The following is a 16,790-nucleotide window of genomic DNA, read 5'->3' as shown; positions in this document are numbered from 1 at the left end:
GGCCCGCCGCGAACAGCGGGCCGGGAGGTCGACTTAAATACCCTGCTCGACGAAAGGAACCGTCAGTGCCAGCGCTGCGTCCAGAGCCGCTGCATCGACACCGCCACCTTGCGCCATGTCAGGACGACCGCCACCTTTACCACCCACGGCAGCCGCCGCTTGCTTCATCAAATCACCGGCTTTGAGTTGGCCAGTCAGGTCCTTGGTCACACCGGCGACCAAGACAACCTTGTCCTCATGGACCCCGCCGAGCAGGATCACTGCGCGGCCGAGCTTGTTCTTCAACTGGTCGACCAGCGCCAGCAGCGCCTTGCCATCCTGACCATCCAGGCGTGCAGCGAGCACCTTGGCGCCCTTGACGTCCACGGCCGAGGACGACAGGTCGTCGCCCGCAGCGCTGGCGGCCTTGGCTTGCAGTTGTTCCAGTTGTTTTTCCAGCTGGCGGTTGCGTTCGAGCACCGCGCTCAGCTTGTCCAACAGGTTGTCGCGATTGCCCTTGACCAGGGTCGCGGCTTCCTTGAGTTGTTCTTCGGCACCGTTGAGGTAGGCCAGGGCTGCTGCGCCGGTCACCGCTTCGATACGCCGCACGCCTGCCGCCACACCGCCTTCGCTGGTGATCTTGAACAGGGCGATGTCGCCGGTACGGTTGGCGTGGATACCGCCGCACAGCTCGACGGAGAAATCACCACCCATGCTCAGTACGCGCACGCTGTCGCCGTACTTCTCGCCGAACAGCGCCATGGCGCCCTTCTTCTTGGCGGTCTCGATATCGGTTTCTTCGGTCTCGACCGGGGTGTTCTTGCGCACTTCGGCGTTGACGATTTCTTCCAGGGCCTTGATCTGCTCCGGCTTGATCGCTTCGAAGTGGCTGAAGTCGAAACGCAGGCGTTGGCTGTCGACCAACGAACCTTTCTGCTGAACGTGATCACCCAGCACCTGGCGCAGGGCTGCGTGCAGCAAGTGAGTGGCCGAGTGGTTCAGGGACGTGGCCTGACGGACGTCAGCCTCGGCCTCTGCTTCTACCTGGGCGCCAACCTTGAGGCTGCCGCTCGCGACCACACCGTGGTGCAGGAAAGCGCCGCCGGTTTTGGTGGTATCGCGCACGTCGAAACGTACGGCACCGGCTTGAAGGAAGCCGCAATCACCGATCTGACCGCCGGATTCAGCGTAGAACGGCGTGGTATCGAGGATCACAACGCCCTCGTCACCTTCGTTCAACTGCTCGACCGACTGGCCTTCTTTATAGAGGGCAACGATTTTGGCGCTGCCACGAGTGGCCTTGTAGCCGGTGAACTCGGTGGCCACGTCAACCTTGACCAGGCTGTTGTAGTCCATGCCGAACGAGCTGGCCGAACGGGCACGCACGCGCTGGGCTTCCATCTCGCGCTCGAAACCTTCCTCGTCGAGGGTCAGGTTGCGCTCACGGGCGATGTCGCCGGTCAGGTCCATCGGGAAACCGTAGGTGTCATACAGCTTGAACACCACGTCGCCCGGAATCACTGTGCCCTTGAGGTCGGACAGATCCTGCTCGAGGATCTTCAGGCCCTGCTCCAGGGTCTTGGCGAACTGCTCTTCTTCGGCTTTCAGGACGCGCTCGATGTGCGCCTGCTGGGATTTCAGTTCCGGGAAGGCATTGCCCATCTCGGTGACCAGCGCAGCGACGATCTGATAGAAGAAGCTGCCCTTGGCGCCCAGCTTGTTGCCGTGACGGCAGGCGCGACGAATGATGCGGCGCAATACATAACCGCGACCTTCGTTGGACGGCAGCACGCCGTCGGCAATCAGGAAACCGCAGGAACGGATGTGGTCGGCCACGACTTTCAACGACGGCTGGTTGTCATTGCTGCAACCGATGGCGACAGCCGAAGCGCTCAGCAGGCTCTGGAACAGGTCGATCTCGTAGTTCGAGTGCACGTGCTGCAGTACGGCGCTGACCCGCTCCAGGCCCATGCCGGTATCCACCGACGGCGCAGGCAGCGGGTGCAGCACGCCATCGGCGGTGCGGTTGAACTGCATGAAGACGTTGTTCCAGATCTCGATGTAGCGGTCGCCGTCCTCTTCCGGCGAGCCCGGTGGGCCGCCCCAGATGTCGGCGCCGTGGTCGTAGAAGATCTCGGTGCAAGGACCGCAAGGGCCGGTATCGCCCATGGTCCAGAAGTTATCGGAAGCGTACGGCGCGCCCTTGTTGTCACCAATGCGCACCATGCGCTCGGCCGGCACACCGATTTCCTTGGTCCAGATGTCGTAGGCTTCGTCATCGCTGGCGTAGACCGTGACCCAGAGCTTTTCCTTGGGCAGGTTCAGCCATTTGTCCGAGGTCAGGAAGGTCCAGGCGTAGGTGATCGCATCGCGCTTGAAGTAATCACCGAAGCTGAAGTTGCCGAGCATTTCGAAGAAAGTGTGGTGACGTGCGGTGTAACCGACGTTTTCCAGGTCATTGTGCTTGCCGCCTGCGCGCACGCACTTCTGGCTGCTGACCGCACGGGTGTAGGCGCGCTTTTCCTGGCCCAGGAAGCAATCCTTGAACTGGTTCATGCCCGCGTTGGTGAACAGCAGGGTGGGGTCGTTGCCCGGGATCAGGGAGCTGGAGGCGACACGGGTGTGGCCTTGCTCTTCGAAGAAGCTCAGGAAGGCTTCACGGATTTCTGCGCTTTTCATTAGGTTCTTCCACGGCGATTGCGGGCAAAGGCAAGTACGACTTGCAAAGGGCCGCATTATATAGGCGTTGCGCTGTCGGTACAGTCTGTTTGTACGATAGAAACAAGCAACTGGATTATCGGTCGATTATTGCGCTCTAAATCGGGCGAATGCGGCGACCACCTGCTCAATCCCGGCAGGGGACACATCCAGGTGGGTGACCATACGCAAGCGCGGCGCGGCACTGAGCACGATGCCCTGTTCGGCACAGAAGTTTTTCAGCGCCTGGGCCTGATCGCCAATCTGCACATAGACCATATTGGTCTGCACCGGCTCAACCTCATAGCCCAGCTCGCTCAACCCTTTGGCCAGGAGAGCGGCGTTGGCGTGGTCATCGGCCAGGCGTTCGACCTGATGTTCCAGGGCATACAGGCCCGCGGCCGCCAGCAGACCAGCCTGGCGCATCCCGCCGCCGACCATTTTGCGCAGGCGCCGGGCTTTGCCGATCAGCGCTTCAGAGCCACACAGGACCGAGCCGACCGGCGCGCCGAGGCCCTTGGACAGACACACCGAGACCGAATCGAAATGCCGGGTAATCTCCCGGGCATCGACGCCCAGCTTGACCGCTGCGTTATACAGGCGCGCGCCATCCAGATGCAGGGCCAGGCCTTGCTCGATAGTGACTTTGCGCGCCGCAGCGAGATACTCCAGCGGCAGGACCTTGCCCTGCATGGTGTTCTCCAGCGCCAGCAGGCGGGTACGGGCAAAGTGGAAATCATCCGCCTTGATCGCGCCGACCACCTGTTCAAGATCAAGCGAACCGTCAGCCTGCACTTCCAGCGGCTGCGGCTGGATCGAACCCAGCACTGCCGCGCCACCGCCTTCGTATTTGTAGGTGTGAGCCTGCTGACCGACGATGTACTCGTCGCCGCGCTCGCAATGGGCCATCAGCCCCAACAGGTTGCTCATGGTGCCCGTGGGCACGAACAGCGCCGCAGCAAAACCCAGGCGTTCGGCCAGGAATGCCTCGAGACGGTTGACCGTCGGGTCCTCACCATAGACATCATCACCCAGTGGCGCCTGGGCCATGGCTTCGCGCATGCCGGCGGTGGGCTGGGTCACGGTGTCACTGCGCAAATCGATAACGGTCACGGTCAAAGCTCCCTGAAAAAAATCGAACCTCAATACTGAACGTATTCATGAGGCGTAAACAAGGCATTACTGAGGCTCAAAGGCCGGATAATCAAGGCCTGCAATCGCTAATAAAGAGCCTTTATATAAGAAAAGCGCAGGTCTACTGCACGAAAGTGTCGATGCACTTCTCGAAAATCTATGTTAAAAACTGCGCGCCGACACCGATTGTGTCAGCAACGTTCTCAGGGCGGGGCGTAATTCCCCACCGGCGGTAATGACGTGCAAAGCGTCTAGCCCGCGAGCGCTTGTCCACTTGCTTCGGCAACGGCCAAGGTCTAGCAGACCCGGTGTGATTCCGGGGCCGACGGTCATAGTCCGGATGAAGAGAGAACGGGATTGGCAACAGGGCTGCTACTTTCTGCGCACGACGACGTGCGCGCAAGGCTGGCGGCTGCCGGAAATCCCATTCGATCCAAAATGCCCTGTTTTTTTCATAAACAGGAGTCAGAACAGATGCAACCCACCGCAATCGACAGCAAAAGCAAAAACCATTCGAACGAACGTATCGCGTTCATTCAGGCTTGCTGGCACAAAGATATCGTCGATCAGAGCCGTAAAGGCTTCGTCACCGAAATGGCTGCCCACGGCTATACCGAACAGGACATCGACCTCTTCGAAGTCGGCGGCGCCTTTGAAATTCCGCTGCACGCCAAACTGCTGGCCAACTCCGGCCGTTATGCCGGCATCGTGGCTGCGGGTCTGGTCGTGGACGGCGGCATTTATCGCCACGAATTCGTTGCCCAATCGGTGATCAGCGGGCTGATGCAGGTCCAGCTGGAAACTGAAGTGCCAGTGTTCTCCGTGGTCCTGACCCCGCACCACTTCCATGGCGGCGAAGAGCACCACAACTATTTCTTCCAGCACTTCGTGCACAAGGGCCAGGAAGCCGCAAAAACCTGCGCCGACACCCTGAGCAAGCTGCGCGCGATTCGTAACCATGAGTTGCACAAGCGCGCAGTTTGATTGAAACACAATCCGTAGGAGCGGCTTCAGCCGCGAGGCCGCCCTCCCGGCTAAAGCCGCTCCTACAGGACTGCTTCAGATCAGGACGTCTTCACCCGCCGGCACAATCAGAATCCCTGCCCGCAGGCCATTCTTGACCTTGGGGTTGGGAAAGATGATGCGAGCGCCCTCTTCCTCGATCACCCACGATGGGTGGCCAGGGTCCTGAGCCAGCAGGTAGCCTTTTTCCAACAACGAAAAATTCTCCACATCCGCCGCCAGGTTGAGGGTGAAGGCATCGCTGCGCTTGATGATTTCCCGGGCAACGCTGAACAGCTGCAAACCGTCCAGGGACTCCTCGGCTTCGGGCTCGTTGCCCTCGATCATCAATTGCAGGCGCTGGCGCAGCAAGGTCAGGTTGACGTCCTGGTTCTGCCCGAATGGCCGCGCCTTGCCCAGTTCCAGAGTGAAAGCTTCGGCGCCCAACTGGTCATAGGTGTAGGCACTGAAGACAATCGACGCCTTGTTCTGCAGCAGCGCCGCCGTCATGCCCGCAGCGCGCAGGCGAGCCAGCTCACGGCGCGAATGCCTGCGCCCGTCCTTCCAGGGGTAGAGGGCGAACTGTTCGATCTTAGAGCCACGAATCGCCGTATGCAGGTCGTAATGCACACGCTGGCGGCCTTCGAGACTGAAGAAGCTGGCAGCCAGGCGTTCCAGTTCCGCAGCGCGCATGGCCTCACTGCCGATAGCGAATTCATGGCGGCCGTTGAACAATCGATTGACGTCCTGCTCGATGTAACGCTCGCCGCGGCGCATGGCCTCGGGGTTACCGAACAGGAACAGAATGCGTGCCCGCGGCTTCAACCGGCCACGGGCGATGCCTTGGATCAGCTCATCCAACAGCTCGATCGGGGCGGTTTCATTGCCGTGGATGCCGGCGGACAGCAACAGGTCCGTGGCGTTATCCCGATCCTGTGGCGGGCGCACTTCCAGCGCGCCCTCACCGAGCCAGCGCAGACGCGTGCCGTCGGCAGTCAGTTGAGTCTTTTCCGCAGGCTCGCGCCCGGCCAGGGTCAGTTCAAGCAGTTTGCCGAGGGCGAGCATCCGCTACTCCTTATCAGTGATCGTGATTGCAGTCAGGGCCGTGAACGTGGTCTTCGTCGTCGCCCATGTCCGCCGGTTCCATTTCCAGTTGCAGGCTGACCAGGTTGGTGGCCAGCGGACGCAGCAGCAGGTTGGCGTATTCGGCATCACCTTCCTCGACATCGACGCCGATCAGCAGCTGGCCACGGCCGTCCTGCTGAATCCACAGCTCTTTGCCCTGCCAGATAACGGCAACGCGGGTGCAGGAAGTTTCCAGCTGGGTGCCATCGGTGTCTTCAAGGATCAACTGCAGGGAATCGCTCATGGTCTGGCTTCTCGTAAAGATGAAAAAAGGTTTCAGCCCAGCTGAAACGGATAAACGGCGCCCAGTTTAAGGATTTGCGTCAGTTCATCCAGTGCCGTACGGCATTCAAGGAGCAATTGTGGATCAGCCAGGTCGTTTTCGCCCATGCGGTCGCGGTAATGACGATCGACCCACTGGGTCAGGCTGTCGTACAGCGGCGCGGTCATGATCACGCCGGGGTTGACCGCCGCCAGCTCAGTCTCCTTGAGCGCCACGCGCAGGCGTAGACACGCCGGGCCGCCGCCGTTCTGCATGCTTTGCTTGAGATCGAAGACCTTGACCTCGGCGATCGGGCTCTCGTCGGCGATCAAGCGTTGCAGGTAGTTCCAGACCCGCTCGTTGGCCCGGCATTCTTCCGGCACGATCAGCAGCATCGAGCCATCGCCACGGGCCAGCAACTGGCTGTTGAACAGGTAGGAACGCACCGCGTCCTCCACCGCTACTTCAGCGCGGGGTACACAAATGGCTTGCAAACGCCCGCCGCGACGGCTGAGCTTGTCGTGCAATTCGGCCACCAGAGCCTCGGTATTGAGGAAGGCGTCCTCGTGATAGAACAGCACTTCGCCATTGCCGACCGCGATTACGTCGTTATGGAACACGCCCTGATCGATCACCGCCGGGTTCTGTTGGCCATAGACCACGCCCTCGGCACTCAGGCCATGCAGCCGGGCCACCGCCTGGGAAGCTTCCAGAGTCTGGCGCGCAGGGTATTTCTGCGGCACCGGGTAACGGGTGTCGAAGGCACTGCGACCGAACACAAAGAACTCGACCCCGGCATCGCCATAGTCACGGCAGAAACGCGTGTGGTTGGCCGCGCCCTCGTCGCCGAACTGGGCAACGGCAGGCAAGGCGGCGTGATGGGCAAAATGCTGCTGATCGGCAAACATCGCCTGCAACACGCGGCTGGTGGTCGGGTGCTCGATGCTGCGGTGGTATTTGCAGTTGAGGTTGGCGGCGGTGAAATGCACGCGGCCGTCAGCCGTATCGGCGCTCGGGCTGACGGTGGCGGCGTTGGCCACCCACATGCTCGACGCCGAGCAACTGGCCACCAGCAGCGGCATATCCTGTTTCGCCACCTTGGCGATCACTTCGGCGTCAGTGCCGCTGAAGCCCAGCTTGCGCAGGCCGGCGACATCGGGGCGTTCCTGGGGTGCCAGCACGCCCTGGGTGAAGCCCATGTCCATCAACGCTTTCATCTTGGCCAGGCCCTGCAACGCCGCCTCACGCGGGTTGGACGTCTGCTGACTGTTGCTCTGGGACGCGACGTTGCCGTAGGACAGCCCGCCGTAGTTGTGGGTGGGCCCCACTAAACCGTCAAAGTTGACTTCACAGGATTTCATCGGCTTGGCTCCATGGATCTATTTTTATACAACTACGGCACATCACAAGGCGGTCGCGAATCAGGACAAGCTGATGCCCGGCGTCAGGGTGGCAGGCAAGGTCAGGGTCGCAGCCTCAAGCGACGCCACCGGGTACGCGCAGTAGTCCGCCGCGTAGTAGGCGCTGGCGCGGTGATTGCCCGAAGCGCCGACGCCACCGAAAGGCGCCGTACTGGCGGCACCGGTCAGCTGCTTGTTCCAGTTGACGATACCGGCCCGGCTTTGCAGCCAGAACTGCTGGTAGCGCGCCTCGGAATCGGACAGCAGACCGGCTGCCAGGCCGTATTGGGTGTCGTTGGCTTCGGCCATCGCCTCGTCGAAATCGCTATAGCGCACCACTTGCAGCAAGGGCCCAAACAGTTCCTCGTCGAGACGATCGCTGACCTCGCTGACATCCACAATCCCCGGCGTCAGCAGAGCGGCAGTGGCCAGCGGCTGGGTCATCGGCAGCAGACTGACGGCACCATTGGCCAGCAGTTGCTCTTGGGCGGCGAGCAAGGCTTGCGCCGCATGCAGGGAAATCACCGCGCCCATGAACGGCGCAGGCTGTTGGTCGAAAGCACCCACCTGGATGGTTTCTGTCACTGCTACCAATCGCTCGAGGAAGGCATCGCCCCACACCCCTCGCGGTACCAGCAGGCGGCGCGCACAGGTGCAGCGCTGCCCGGCGGAAATGAACGCCGACTGAATCACCGTGTACACCGCCGCATCGACGTCTTGCACCTGATCCACTACCAGCGGGTTATTACCGCCCATTTCCAGGGCCAGGATCTTGTCCGGGCGCCCGGCGAACTGTTGGTGCAGGGCGTTGCCGGTACGACTGGAACCGGTGAAGAACAGGCCGTCGATGCCGTTGTTGGCGGCCAGGGCGATGCCGGTTTCCCGGGCGCCCTGCAACAGGTTCAGGACACCGGCAGGCAAGCCGGCTTCGATCCAGCACTTGACCGTCAGCTCGGCGACTTTCGGCGTCAGCTCGCTCGGCTTGAACAGCACCGCGTTACCGGCCAGCAACGCCGGGACGATATGGCCGTTGGGCAGGTGGCCGGGGAAATTGTAAGGGCCAAATACCGCGACCACGCCGTGGGGCTTGTGCCGCAGCACCGCCGAAGCATCGCCCAGCGGGCCGCTTTTCTCGCCGGTACGCTCACGGTAGCTCTGCACCGAGATCGCCACCTTGTTGATCATGCTGGTGACTTCCGTCGCCGATTCCCACAGCGGCTTGCCGGTTTCCTCACCGATGCAGTGGGCCAGTTCATCAGCATGGCTTTTCAGGCTGGCAGCAAAGGCTTCCAGCACGGCAATGCGCTCATCAAGAGAACGCGTCGCCCAGGCCGGAAAAGCCTGGCGCGCTGCTTTCACTGCGGCATCGACCTGAGCCTGGGAAGCACCCTGCCCAGCCCAGACCACTTGCTGAGTCACAGGATTCAAGGATTCAAACGCATCACCCTGCCCGGCCTGCCAGGCCCCGGCGATATACAAGGTGCTCATCAGACCGACTCCTTGTTCGCCGACAGAGGCACGGCACGCACCTGATCACCGGCACTCAGGCGCAGGCGGCGCGCAGTCAGCGGGTCTACAACCAAAGTGCCAGCGGCGAAACGGCCAGGGCCGACGGTAATGCGGCACTCTTCGCGCTTGCGGTTATGAATCAGGAACGGCGTAGCGTCGTCGCCCGGGGTGCCGATGGCCAGGACCAGTGCCTGACTGTCGTGGACCGCGCGGATCTTGCGGGTCTCGCATTCCACTGCCGGACCGGCGTCGAAGATATCGACATAGCCCTGATAGCTGAAACCTTCGCTCTTGAGCATCGTCAAGGCAGGCTCGGTATCGGCATGAACTCGGCCGATGACCGCACGGGCAGACTCCGATAGAAAGCAGCTGTACAGCGGGAACTTGGGCATCAGTTCAGCAATGAACGCCTTGTTGCCGACACCGGTCAGGTAGTCGGCCTGGCTGAATTCCATCTTGAAGAAGTGCCGGCCCAGGCTTTCCCAGAACGGCGAACGGCCGTTCTCGTCGGACATGCCACGCATCTCGGCGATGATCTTGGGGCCGAATAATTGCGGGAACTCGGCGATGAACAGCATCCGCGACTTGGCCAGCAGGCGGCCATTAAGGCCGTTGCGGAAGTCACTGTGCAGGAACAGCGAGCACAGCTCGGAGTTGCCGGTCAGGTCGTTGGCCAGGAACAGTGTAGGGATCTCCCGGTAGATGTTCAGCTCCTGGGAGGCGCTGACCGTCAGGCCGACCCGGTAGTTGTACCAGGGCTCACGCAGGCCGACCGCACCGGCAATGGCGGAAATGCCGACGACCCGTTCCTGATCGTCCTCAAGTACGAACAGATAGTCCGCGTCGCCACGCTCGGCTTCGCCCCCAAAGGTTTTCTCGGCCCAGCCGACCCGGTGCGCCAGGCGCTTTTCATTGGCAGGCAAGGTGGTCAAACCGGCGCCGGTGTTGCGCGCCAGCTCGATCAGCGCCGGCAGGTCACTGTTGCGTACGGGACGAACGATCATGCTATCTCCTCGACACGGGTGCCTTCGGGGCGACCCGCGAAACTCGCAAACTCAATATTCAGCGGCCAAAACAAACCTTTTGAAAACGTCACGAGCGAAGACAAGACAAGGCAAAAACAGGCGAGGAAGCGGAGTTTAGGGAACCTAAATGAGCATTCCGAGCCTGTTTTTAACGCAGTATTGTCGAGCGCAGTAGTTTTCAAACCGCAACAATCCGCACGCTGGCAGCCTCGCCCACTCCTAACGCCTCGGCCGCTTCCGCAGGCAGCAACACCGGTTTACCCGGTGCCCAGTCCAGCTCCAGCAGCACGGCGCGGTAGTCCTGCAGTTGGCCGTTGGCCACCAGATAAAGGCGCCCGCCTTTGCCCGGCTCGCCGACCTTGACCGGTACGACGCGGCTCTGGGCAATCGAACGAATCCCCGAGACCCGCGCATGCAGGGTCGGCCCGCCGTCGAAGATGTCGATGTAGTGATCGGTCTCGAAGCCTTCGCGCATCAGGATGTCGAAGGTGATCTGCGCCCGTGGATGCACCTGGCCCATGGATTCCTGGGCGGCGTCCGGCAGCAGCGGCACATAGATCGGATAATGCGGCATCAGCTCAGCGAGGAAGGTCCGGCTTTTCAGGCCGCACAGGCGCTCGGCTTCCGCGTAATTGAGGTCGAAGAAGTTGCGGCCAATGGCGTCCCAAAATGGCGAATCGCCATTTTCATCGCTGTAGCCGACAATCTCGGTCACCACCGAATCAGCGAAACGCTCAGGGTGGGACGCGACGAACATCAGGCGACCACGGGAGTTGAGTTCCGCCCAGGGCGTACCGACCAGCTCCGGGACCACATAGAAACTGGTGAGCAGGCTGTTGCCGGTCAGGTCATGGCACTGGGAAAGCACATGAATCTTGTTATGAATCTTCAGCTCGCGCGAAGCGTGGACAAAGGTTTCGTTGCGAAAGCTGTAGAACGGCTCGGAATAACCCGCCGAAGCGACAATCCCGGAACAGCCCACCAGTCGCCCACTGTCACTGTCTTCGAGGACGAAGAAATAGCTTTCCTCGCCATTGAAACTGACTTCGGCGGCAAACGAGGCTTCCGAGGCAGAAATCTTGTCGCCCAAACGGCCAGCATCATCCGGCAGGGATGTGACACCAATCGGGCTGTCGGCAGCGAGGCGTTGAACCTCGGCCAGATCAGCCATTTGCGCGGGGCGCATCACCAGCATGGTGTCACTCCTTAACCTTGCGGAAAAACAGACCGATAACGACCGGCCGGACAAAAAAGCGCCATGCGGCAATGGCCGCCTGGCACGAGGGAAAAAGGCCGACACCCGTCGCTGGACGTCGGCGGGTACAACGGGTGTATCAGGCCTGGGTCAGCTTGACGATGGCGCGTTCGAAGCGGTTCAAACCTTCTTCGATATCCGCGTTTTCGATGACCAGGCTTGGTGCGAAGCGAACTACGTCAGGACCGGCTTGCAGAATCATCAGGTCCTGCTGCTCGGCCGCATTGAAAATGTCCTTGGCCTTGCCTTTCCAGGCATCGGTCAGCACGCAGCCGATCAACAGACCCATGCCGCGCACTTCGCTGAACACGCCGTACTGCTCGCCGATTTTCTCAAGGCGCGTACGGAACAGCTGATGCTTGGCTCTCACGCCGGCCAATACTTCAGGGGTGTTGACCACGTCCATGACCGCATTGCCTACGGCGCAAGCCAGGGGGTTGCCGCCATAGGTGGTGCCGTGGACGCCGACGCCCAGGTGCTTGGCCAGCTTCTCGGTGGTCATCATGGCCGCCATCGGGAAACCGCCGCCGATGCTCTTGGCACTGGAGAGAATGTCCGGGGTCACGCCGTAGTGCATGTAGGCAAACAGCTCGCCACTGCGGCCCATGCCGCTCTGCACCTCGTCGAACACCAGCAGCGCGTTGAACTGGTCGCACAGAGCACGGGCGCCTTGCAGGTAAGCGAGGTCAGCCGGCAGCACGCCACCTTCACCCTGGATCGGCTCCAGCACCACGGCGCAGGTCTTGTCGGAAACTGCGGCTTTCAGGGCGTCCAGATCGTTGAACGGCACATGCTTGATGCCGGTGATCTTCGGCCCGAAACCGTCGGAATACTTGGACTGACCGCCGACGGTCACGGTGAACAGGGTGCGACCGTGGAAGCTGTTGAGGGCAGCAACGATTTCGTACTTCTCTTCGCCGTACAGCTCAAACGCCACGCGACGGGCCAGCTTGAAAGCGGCCTCGTTGGCTTCGGCGCCGGAGTTACAGAAGAACACGCGCTCGGCGAAGGTTGCGTCCACCAGTTTCTTGGCCAGGCGCAGGGCCGGCTCGTTGGTGAAGACGTTGGAGACATGCCACAGCTGATTGCCCTGCACGGTCAATGCCCCGACCAGTGCCGGATGGCAATGGCCCAGCACGTTCACGGCAATACCGCCGGAGAAGTCCACCAGCTCACGACCCGCCTGGTCCCACACACGGGAACCGAGACCACGCACGGGGATAAAAGCGGCCGGTGCATAGTTAGGGACCATTACCTGGTCGAAATCGGCGCGGTGCACCGGTGCTTGCTCAACGGACATCGGAGTCTCCTGAAGAGGAACGCCCACCTGGAACTGGCGAGCGATGGAAGGATTGTAAGGACAGATTCATGTTCGGCCTTGCCGCCAAGCGACAACTTGTTACAGCGCAAAACCGGTATTTTTCAAGGCTTTCGGCAATGCGACATATACCGTCACAAAGGCGCAGTTTAAACGTTGGGGGCGGGTTGTAGCAGATACAGATGATTTGATTTGGCGCGATACATCAATAAGGCGAGACCGCATGCAGCCATAGGAGCGAGGTTTGCCCGCGAAGGAGGTGTTTCAGACTCAATAAATGTATCGACAGGGCCGGCCTCTCCGCGGGCAAGCCTCGCTCCTACAGATTCGTGTTTCAACTGCGGGACCAGCTTTAGCCGGGAAGGCGTATTCCCGGCTAAAGCCGGTCCCACATTAGATAGGTCAGGTCGCGCGCTGCTCGTGGAGCTGGCTGAGAATTTCATTGGACAGGGCCTTGGCCATGTCGATCAGGTACATCGCGGCAAAGGGCAGATCGCGCTTTGAACCCTCCATCTGGTCGCCGGATTCATACATGACTGCCGAAGGTATGGGGTGGATCGGGGATTAACTTCTTGATCATCGTATTCTCGCTAAATGGTGCCTCCAATCTGTCGGTCTCACTCGACAAAGGGGTGGCGGCTGTTAGCGGGGTGAGACCCGGGAAGAATACGTAAAACCCGGTCAGACCGAAGTCTGCCCGCCACAGCCGCCATAAAGCACTTAACGAAAAACACTCGATAAAGACGCCTGGTGACTTGCTTTACATATTCTGTGAATCCGGGGTCTCACACCCGACCACCGATTTTTCAGTGGCGGGGCGCAGACTAGTCCCGGAAATTCGCAGAAACAAGCAGCCGGAATTGTTTCGGAAATTTCACTCAAGAGATAGAGAGGCGTCCTGCGCATTCGTCACATTTCATGTGGCAAAAACGCCATCAAAACACCGATTTGTAGGAGCTGGCTTGCTGGCGACGGCATCGTATCAGTCGATGAAGATGTCGCTTGTCACACCGCTATCGCCAGCAAGCTGGCTCCTACGGGACCGTACTCCAAGTCATGTGCGGTATCGGAATCAGCCGCGCTCGGCGGGCACCGACGACAGTTCAAACGGGCTGCTGCTGCGGCGTTGATTGCGGTCTTCGCGGGGGGTGGCGCCGAAGAAATTGCGGTAGGCGCTGGAGAAGTGCGGGCCGGAGGAGAAGCCGCAGGACAGGCCGATCTGGATTATCGATTTGCTGGTCTGCATCAGCATCTGTCGGGCCTTGTTCAGGCGCAGTTCCAGGTAGTACTGGCTTGGCACGCGATTGAGGTATTGCTTGAAGATCCGCTCCAGTTGACGGCGCGACACGCAGACATGCTGGGCGATTTCGTCGGTGGTCAGGGGCTCTTCGATATTGGCTTCCATCAACAGCACGGCCTGAGTCAGCTTCGGATGGCTGGAGCCCAGGCGATTCTGCAACGGAATGCGCTGACGCTCGCCACCTTCGCGAATGCGCTCGACCACCAGTTCTTCCGACACCGCACCGGCCAGTTCGGCGCCGTGGTCACGGGCCAATACCGCCAGCAGCAGGTCAAGCACCGCCATGCCGCCGCAAGCGGTGAGGCGATCACGGTCCCAGTCGAACAGATGGCTGGTAGCGATGACCTTGGGGAAACGCTCGCTGAAATCATCCTGCCAGCGCCAGTGCACGGCCGCACGATAACCGTCGAGCAAACCCAACTGCGCCAACGGATAGATCCCCGCCGACAAGCCGCCGATCTGGCAACCACTGCGCACCAGCTGCTTGAGGGCGCTGCTGAGCAGCGAACTCATGGGCGCGGGCGGCTCATCAGCCAACAGAAACAATTTCTGACAACCTTCCAGGCGCCCCGTCCACGGCTCGCCCGGCAATTGCCACGCACCGCCTTCAATCGGCGCTTCGGCCTGCAGGAATGACAACTCGTAGGTCACGTCCGGATGCACCCGCTGGGCCACGCGCAGGGCTTCTTCAGCCAGCGCCAGGGTCAGGGCTTTGGTGCTGGGCCAGATAAGAAAACCTATTCGATGAGCAGTCATTGAGTGAAGTCCGAAACGTGTTGCACAAATGGGTCGGGCGACGCGGCGCCCGATCAGGGGTAACCCGGTTCTTCAAATGAAGCGCAGCATGACCGGTTCTTTAACAAAAGGCATCGTCAAGCGATGCCGGGTATCACTTTAGGCTGCCGGAGAGAAACTGCTGCAAACGTTCCGACTGCGGATTGACCAGCACTTCCCGCGGGTTGCCGCGCTCTTCGACCAGACCTTTATGCAGGAACACCAACTGGTTGGAGACCTCACGGGCAAAGCCCATTTCGTGGGTCACCACCACCATGGTCCGGCCTTCCTGAGCCAGGGCCTGCATGACTTTGAGCACATCGCCCACCAGTTCCGGGTCCAGCGCCGAGGTCGGTTCATCGAACAGCATGACTTCCGGCTCCATCGCCAAAGCCCGGGCAATCGCCACGCGCTGCTGCTCACCACCGGACATATGCCCAGGGTAGGCATCCTTGCGATGAGCCACGCCGACCTTGGCCAGGTAATGCTCGGCCTTTTCCAGGGCTTCCTTTTTCGGCACGCCGAGTACATGGATCGGCGCTTCGATAATGTTTTCCAGGGCCGTCATGTGCGACCACAGGTTGAAGTGCTGGAACACCATGGACAGGCGCGAGCGCATGCGCTGCAACTGTTTAGGATCCGCCGCCCGCAGGCCGCCGTCCTTGTTGGGCACCAGTTTCAGCTCTTCATTGTTGAGCAGGATCTTGCCCGCATGGGGCTGCTCCAGCAGGTTGATGCAGCGCAAAAACGTGCTTTTGCCCGAACCGCTGGAGCCGATGATGCTGATCACATCGCCGGCCTTGGCGGTCATGGAAATACCCTTGAGCACTTCGTGACTGCCGTAGCGCTTGTGCAGGTCCTGGACTTCGAGTTTGTACATGCTTGGCTCTCGCAAATCAGTCGCTGAGCAGACGGCCATGACGCAGCGCCGTGCGCCCCGCCACTTTCGCCAGCCAGAAACCCGGTTGGGCATAACGAAGCCGCTCGATGGCATAGACCACCCCGGCAGTTTGAGTGCAGACGATGCTGACCTGATCGGACAGCGGGTCGATGACTTCGAACAACGGCTCGCCGACCTCGACCCAGGCACCGGCCGGGCGCAGGAAGGTGACGACGCCCGGATGTGGCGCATACAGCAGTTCGGTGCCTTCGAACGGCATGCCTTCGCACGCTTCGCGCTCAGGCTGCGGCCAGTCACCGGCGATCAGCCCCTGTTCGGCGAGGAAGGCGAGGATGCCTGCGGCATGGGCCTCGGCGTCGTCCTTGCCGGTATCGGCCTGGCCACCCAGTTCCAGGGTCGTGGCCAGGCAGGCCAGGGGAATCGCCGCCTCGGGAAAGCTGCGCGACAGGCGCAGCCACGGCAACGAACAGGCTTCGTCGAAGGAACTGCCGCCGGAATCTTCCGCCAGCAGGCCGACGCTCATGCCCAGGTGGGCGGCCAGGGAGCGCCACTGCGGCCAGTGCTGTGGCAACGCATACATATGCAGCGCGGCCTCGGCATCACAATGCAGATCCAGTACCACATCAGCGGTACAGGCATGACTGAGCAGAACCCGCTGCATGCCCTGCAACTGGCTCTGAGCAGGCGGCAGATCAGCCAGTACATCGGCCATGGCCTGACGAATCAGCTGAATATTGGCGTGGGGATCATCGCCCAGTTGACCGTTCAGACGCTCGGCCACCGGCCCGCTCAACTCGCAGAAATCACGGTTGAAATTGCGCCCGCTGCCAAACTCGAAACGCCCCTGATGAGAGCCTTGCAGCAACTGGCCCAGGCCCATGGGATTGGCCACCGGAACCAGCTCGACCACGCCCTTGAGCAGGCCTTGAGCTTCAAGCTCGGTCAGGCGTTTCTTCAATTCCCAGGCGGTGCGCATGCCAGGCAGTTCGTCGGCGTGCAGGCTGGCCTGGATATAGGCCTTGCGCTCGCCGTGACCGAAGCGGAACACACTCAGGCGACGTTCGCTGCCCAGGGTGCTCCAGGGCAATAGATGATCGATTCTTTGCATG

At 61.0% G+C, this 16,790-nt stretch carries 13 protein-coding genes and 1 riboswitch; of the genes, 1 reads left to right on the top strand and 12 read right to left on the bottom strand.

Translation table 11 applies throughout. The features are described 5' to 3' along the window. Positions 1-33: 33 nt before the first annotated feature. Positions 34-2,658, bottom strand: a complete 2,625-nt coding sequence (gene alaS / locus AC1Z24_RS08780) for an alanine--tRNA ligase (RefSeq protein WP_483745313.1) — start codon at positions 2,656-2,658, stop codon at positions 34-36. Between the two features lie 126 nt (positions 2,659-2,784). Continuing rightward, a complete protein-coding gene (ltaE, locus tag AC1Z24_RS08775; protein WP_483745312.1) occupies positions 2,785-3,789 on the bottom strand; it encodes a low-specificity L-threonine aldolase in 1,005 nt (334 codons plus the stop codon). Between the two features lie 216 nt (positions 3,790-4,005). After that, a riboswitch (FMN riboswitch) is annotated at positions 4,006-4,167 on the top strand. Positions 4,168-4,284: 117 nt separating this feature from the next. Between ltaE and AC1Z24_RS08770 the strand changes: the two genes are divergently transcribed. After that, positions 4,285-4,794 (top strand): 6,7-dimethyl-8-ribityllumazine synthase, encoded by a 510-nt coding sequence (locus tag AC1Z24_RS08770; protein WP_483745311.1) that lies wholly within the window; start codon positions 4,285-4,287, stop codon positions 4,792-4,794. A gap of 75 nt (positions 4,795-4,869) precedes the next feature. Here the strand turns inward: AC1Z24_RS08770 and astE are convergent, their stop codons facing one another. The 10 genes from astE to AC1Z24_RS08720 all read right to left on the bottom strand — a co-directional run bounded on the left by astE (position 4,870) and on the right by AC1Z24_RS08720 (position 16,789). Beyond that, on the bottom strand, positions 4,870-5,877 hold the full coding sequence (gene astE / locus AC1Z24_RS08765; protein ID WP_483745310.1) for a succinylglutamate desuccinylase: 1,008 nt from the start codon (positions 5,875-5,877) through the stop codon (positions 4,870-4,872). A 13-nt stretch (positions 5,878-5,890) separates the two neighbouring features. Beyond that, a complete protein-coding gene (locus tag AC1Z24_RS08760) occupies positions 5,891-6,181 on the bottom strand; it encodes a topoisomerase II (RefSeq protein ID WP_413309982.1) in 291 nt (96 codons plus the stop codon). A gap of 32 nt (positions 6,182-6,213) precedes the next feature. Continuing rightward, the gene (gene astB / locus AC1Z24_RS08755) at positions 6,214-7,560 is read right to left on the bottom strand and encodes an N-succinylarginine dihydrolase (protein WP_483745309.1); all 1,347 of its coding nucleotides are present in this window, start codon (positions 7,558-7,560) and stop codon (positions 6,214-6,216) included. A 60-nt stretch (positions 7,561-7,620) separates the two neighbouring features. Next, complete coding sequence (gene astD / locus AC1Z24_RS08750; protein WP_483746575.1) at positions 7,621-9,090, bottom strand: succinylglutamate-semialdehyde dehydrogenase; 1,470 nt, start codon at positions 9,088-9,090, stop codon at positions 7,621-7,623. After that, a complete protein-coding gene (gene astA, locus AC1Z24_RS08745) occupies positions 9,087-10,112 on the bottom strand; it encodes an arginine N-succinyltransferase (protein ID WP_483745308.1) in 1,026 nt (341 codons plus the stop codon). Before astA ends, astD begins: the two co-directional genes overlap by 4 nt. Positions 10,113-10,311: 199 nt before the next feature. Then, a complete protein-coding gene (gene aruF / locus AC1Z24_RS08740; protein WP_483745307.1) occupies positions 10,312-11,328 on the bottom strand; it encodes an arginine/ornithine succinyltransferase subunit alpha in 1,017 nt (338 codons plus the stop codon). A 139-nt stretch (positions 11,329-11,467) separates the two neighbouring features. Continuing rightward, positions 11,468-12,688 (bottom strand): aspartate aminotransferase family protein, encoded by a 1,221-nt coding sequence (locus tag AC1Z24_RS08735; protein ID WP_483745306.1) that lies wholly within the window; start codon positions 12,686-12,688, stop codon positions 11,468-11,470. A 1,090-nt stretch (positions 12,689-13,778) separates the two neighbouring features. Further along, the gene (gene argR, locus AC1Z24_RS08730; protein ID WP_483745305.1) at positions 13,779-14,762 is read right to left on the bottom strand and encodes a transcriptional regulator ArgR; all 984 of its coding nucleotides are present in this window, start codon (positions 14,760-14,762) and stop codon (positions 13,779-13,781) included. Positions 14,763-14,895: 133 nt separating this feature from the next. Beyond that, positions 14,896-15,660, bottom strand: a complete 765-nt coding sequence (locus AC1Z24_RS08725; protein WP_483745304.1) for an ABC transporter ATP-binding protein — start codon at positions 15,658-15,660, stop codon at positions 14,896-14,898. A gap of 16 nt (positions 15,661-15,676) precedes the next feature. Continuing rightward, the gene (locus tag AC1Z24_RS08720; RefSeq protein WP_483745303.1) at positions 15,677-16,789 is read right to left on the bottom strand and encodes a succinylglutamate desuccinylase/aspartoacylase family protein; all 1,113 of its coding nucleotides are present in this window, start codon (positions 16,787-16,789) and stop codon (positions 15,677-15,679) included. Between the last annotated feature and the right edge of the window lies 1 nt (position 16,790).

This window comes from Pseudomonas sp. JL23, assembly GCF_056933585.1.
The sequence above is the reverse complement of the archived record's forward strand: the minus strand, read 5'-3'. Positions and strand labels throughout refer to the sequence as shown.

Bases quoted from the DNA above. Each gene is read 5' to 3' on its own strand.
- alaS (WP_483745313.1), bottom strand. From the start codon at position 2,658: ATGAAAAGCGCAGAAATCCGTGAAGCCTTCCTGAGCTTCTTCGAAGAG.
- AC1Z24_RS08770 (WP_483745311.1), top strand. From the start codon at position 4,285: ATGCAACCCACCGCAATCGACAGCAAAAGCAAAAACCATTCGAACGAA.
- astE (WP_483745310.1), bottom strand. From the start codon at position 5,877: ATGCTCGCCCTCGGCAAACTGCTTGAACTGACCCTGGCCGGGCGCGAG.
- AC1Z24_RS08760 (WP_413309982.1), bottom strand. From the start codon at position 6,181: ATGAGCGATTCCCTGCAGTTGATCCTTGAAGACACCGATGGCACCCAG.
- astB (WP_483745309.1), bottom strand. From the start codon at position 7,560: ATGAAATCCTGTGAAGTCAACTTTGACGGTTTAGTGGGGCCCACCCAC.
- astA (WP_483745308.1), bottom strand. From the start codon at position 10,112: ATGATCGTTCGTCCCGTACGCAACAGTGACCTGCCGGCGCTGATCGAG.
- aruF (WP_483745307.1), bottom strand. From the start codon at position 11,328: ATGCTGGTGATGCGCCCCGCGCAAATGGCTGATCTGGCCGAGGTTCAA.
- AC1Z24_RS08735 (WP_483745306.1), bottom strand. From the start codon at position 12,688: ATGTCCGTTGAGCAAGCACCGGTGCACCGCGCCGATTTCGACCAGGTA.
- argR (WP_483745305.1), bottom strand. From the start codon at position 14,762: ATGACTGCTCATCGAATAGGTTTTCTTATCTGGCCCAGCACCAAAGCC.
- AC1Z24_RS08725 (WP_483745304.1), bottom strand. From the start codon at position 15,660: ATGTACAAACTCGAAGTCCAGGACCTGCACAAGCGCTACGGCAGTCAC.
- AC1Z24_RS08720 (WP_483745303.1), bottom strand. From the start codon at position 16,789: ATGCAAAGAATCGATCATCTATTGCCCTGGAGCACCCTGGGCAGCGAA.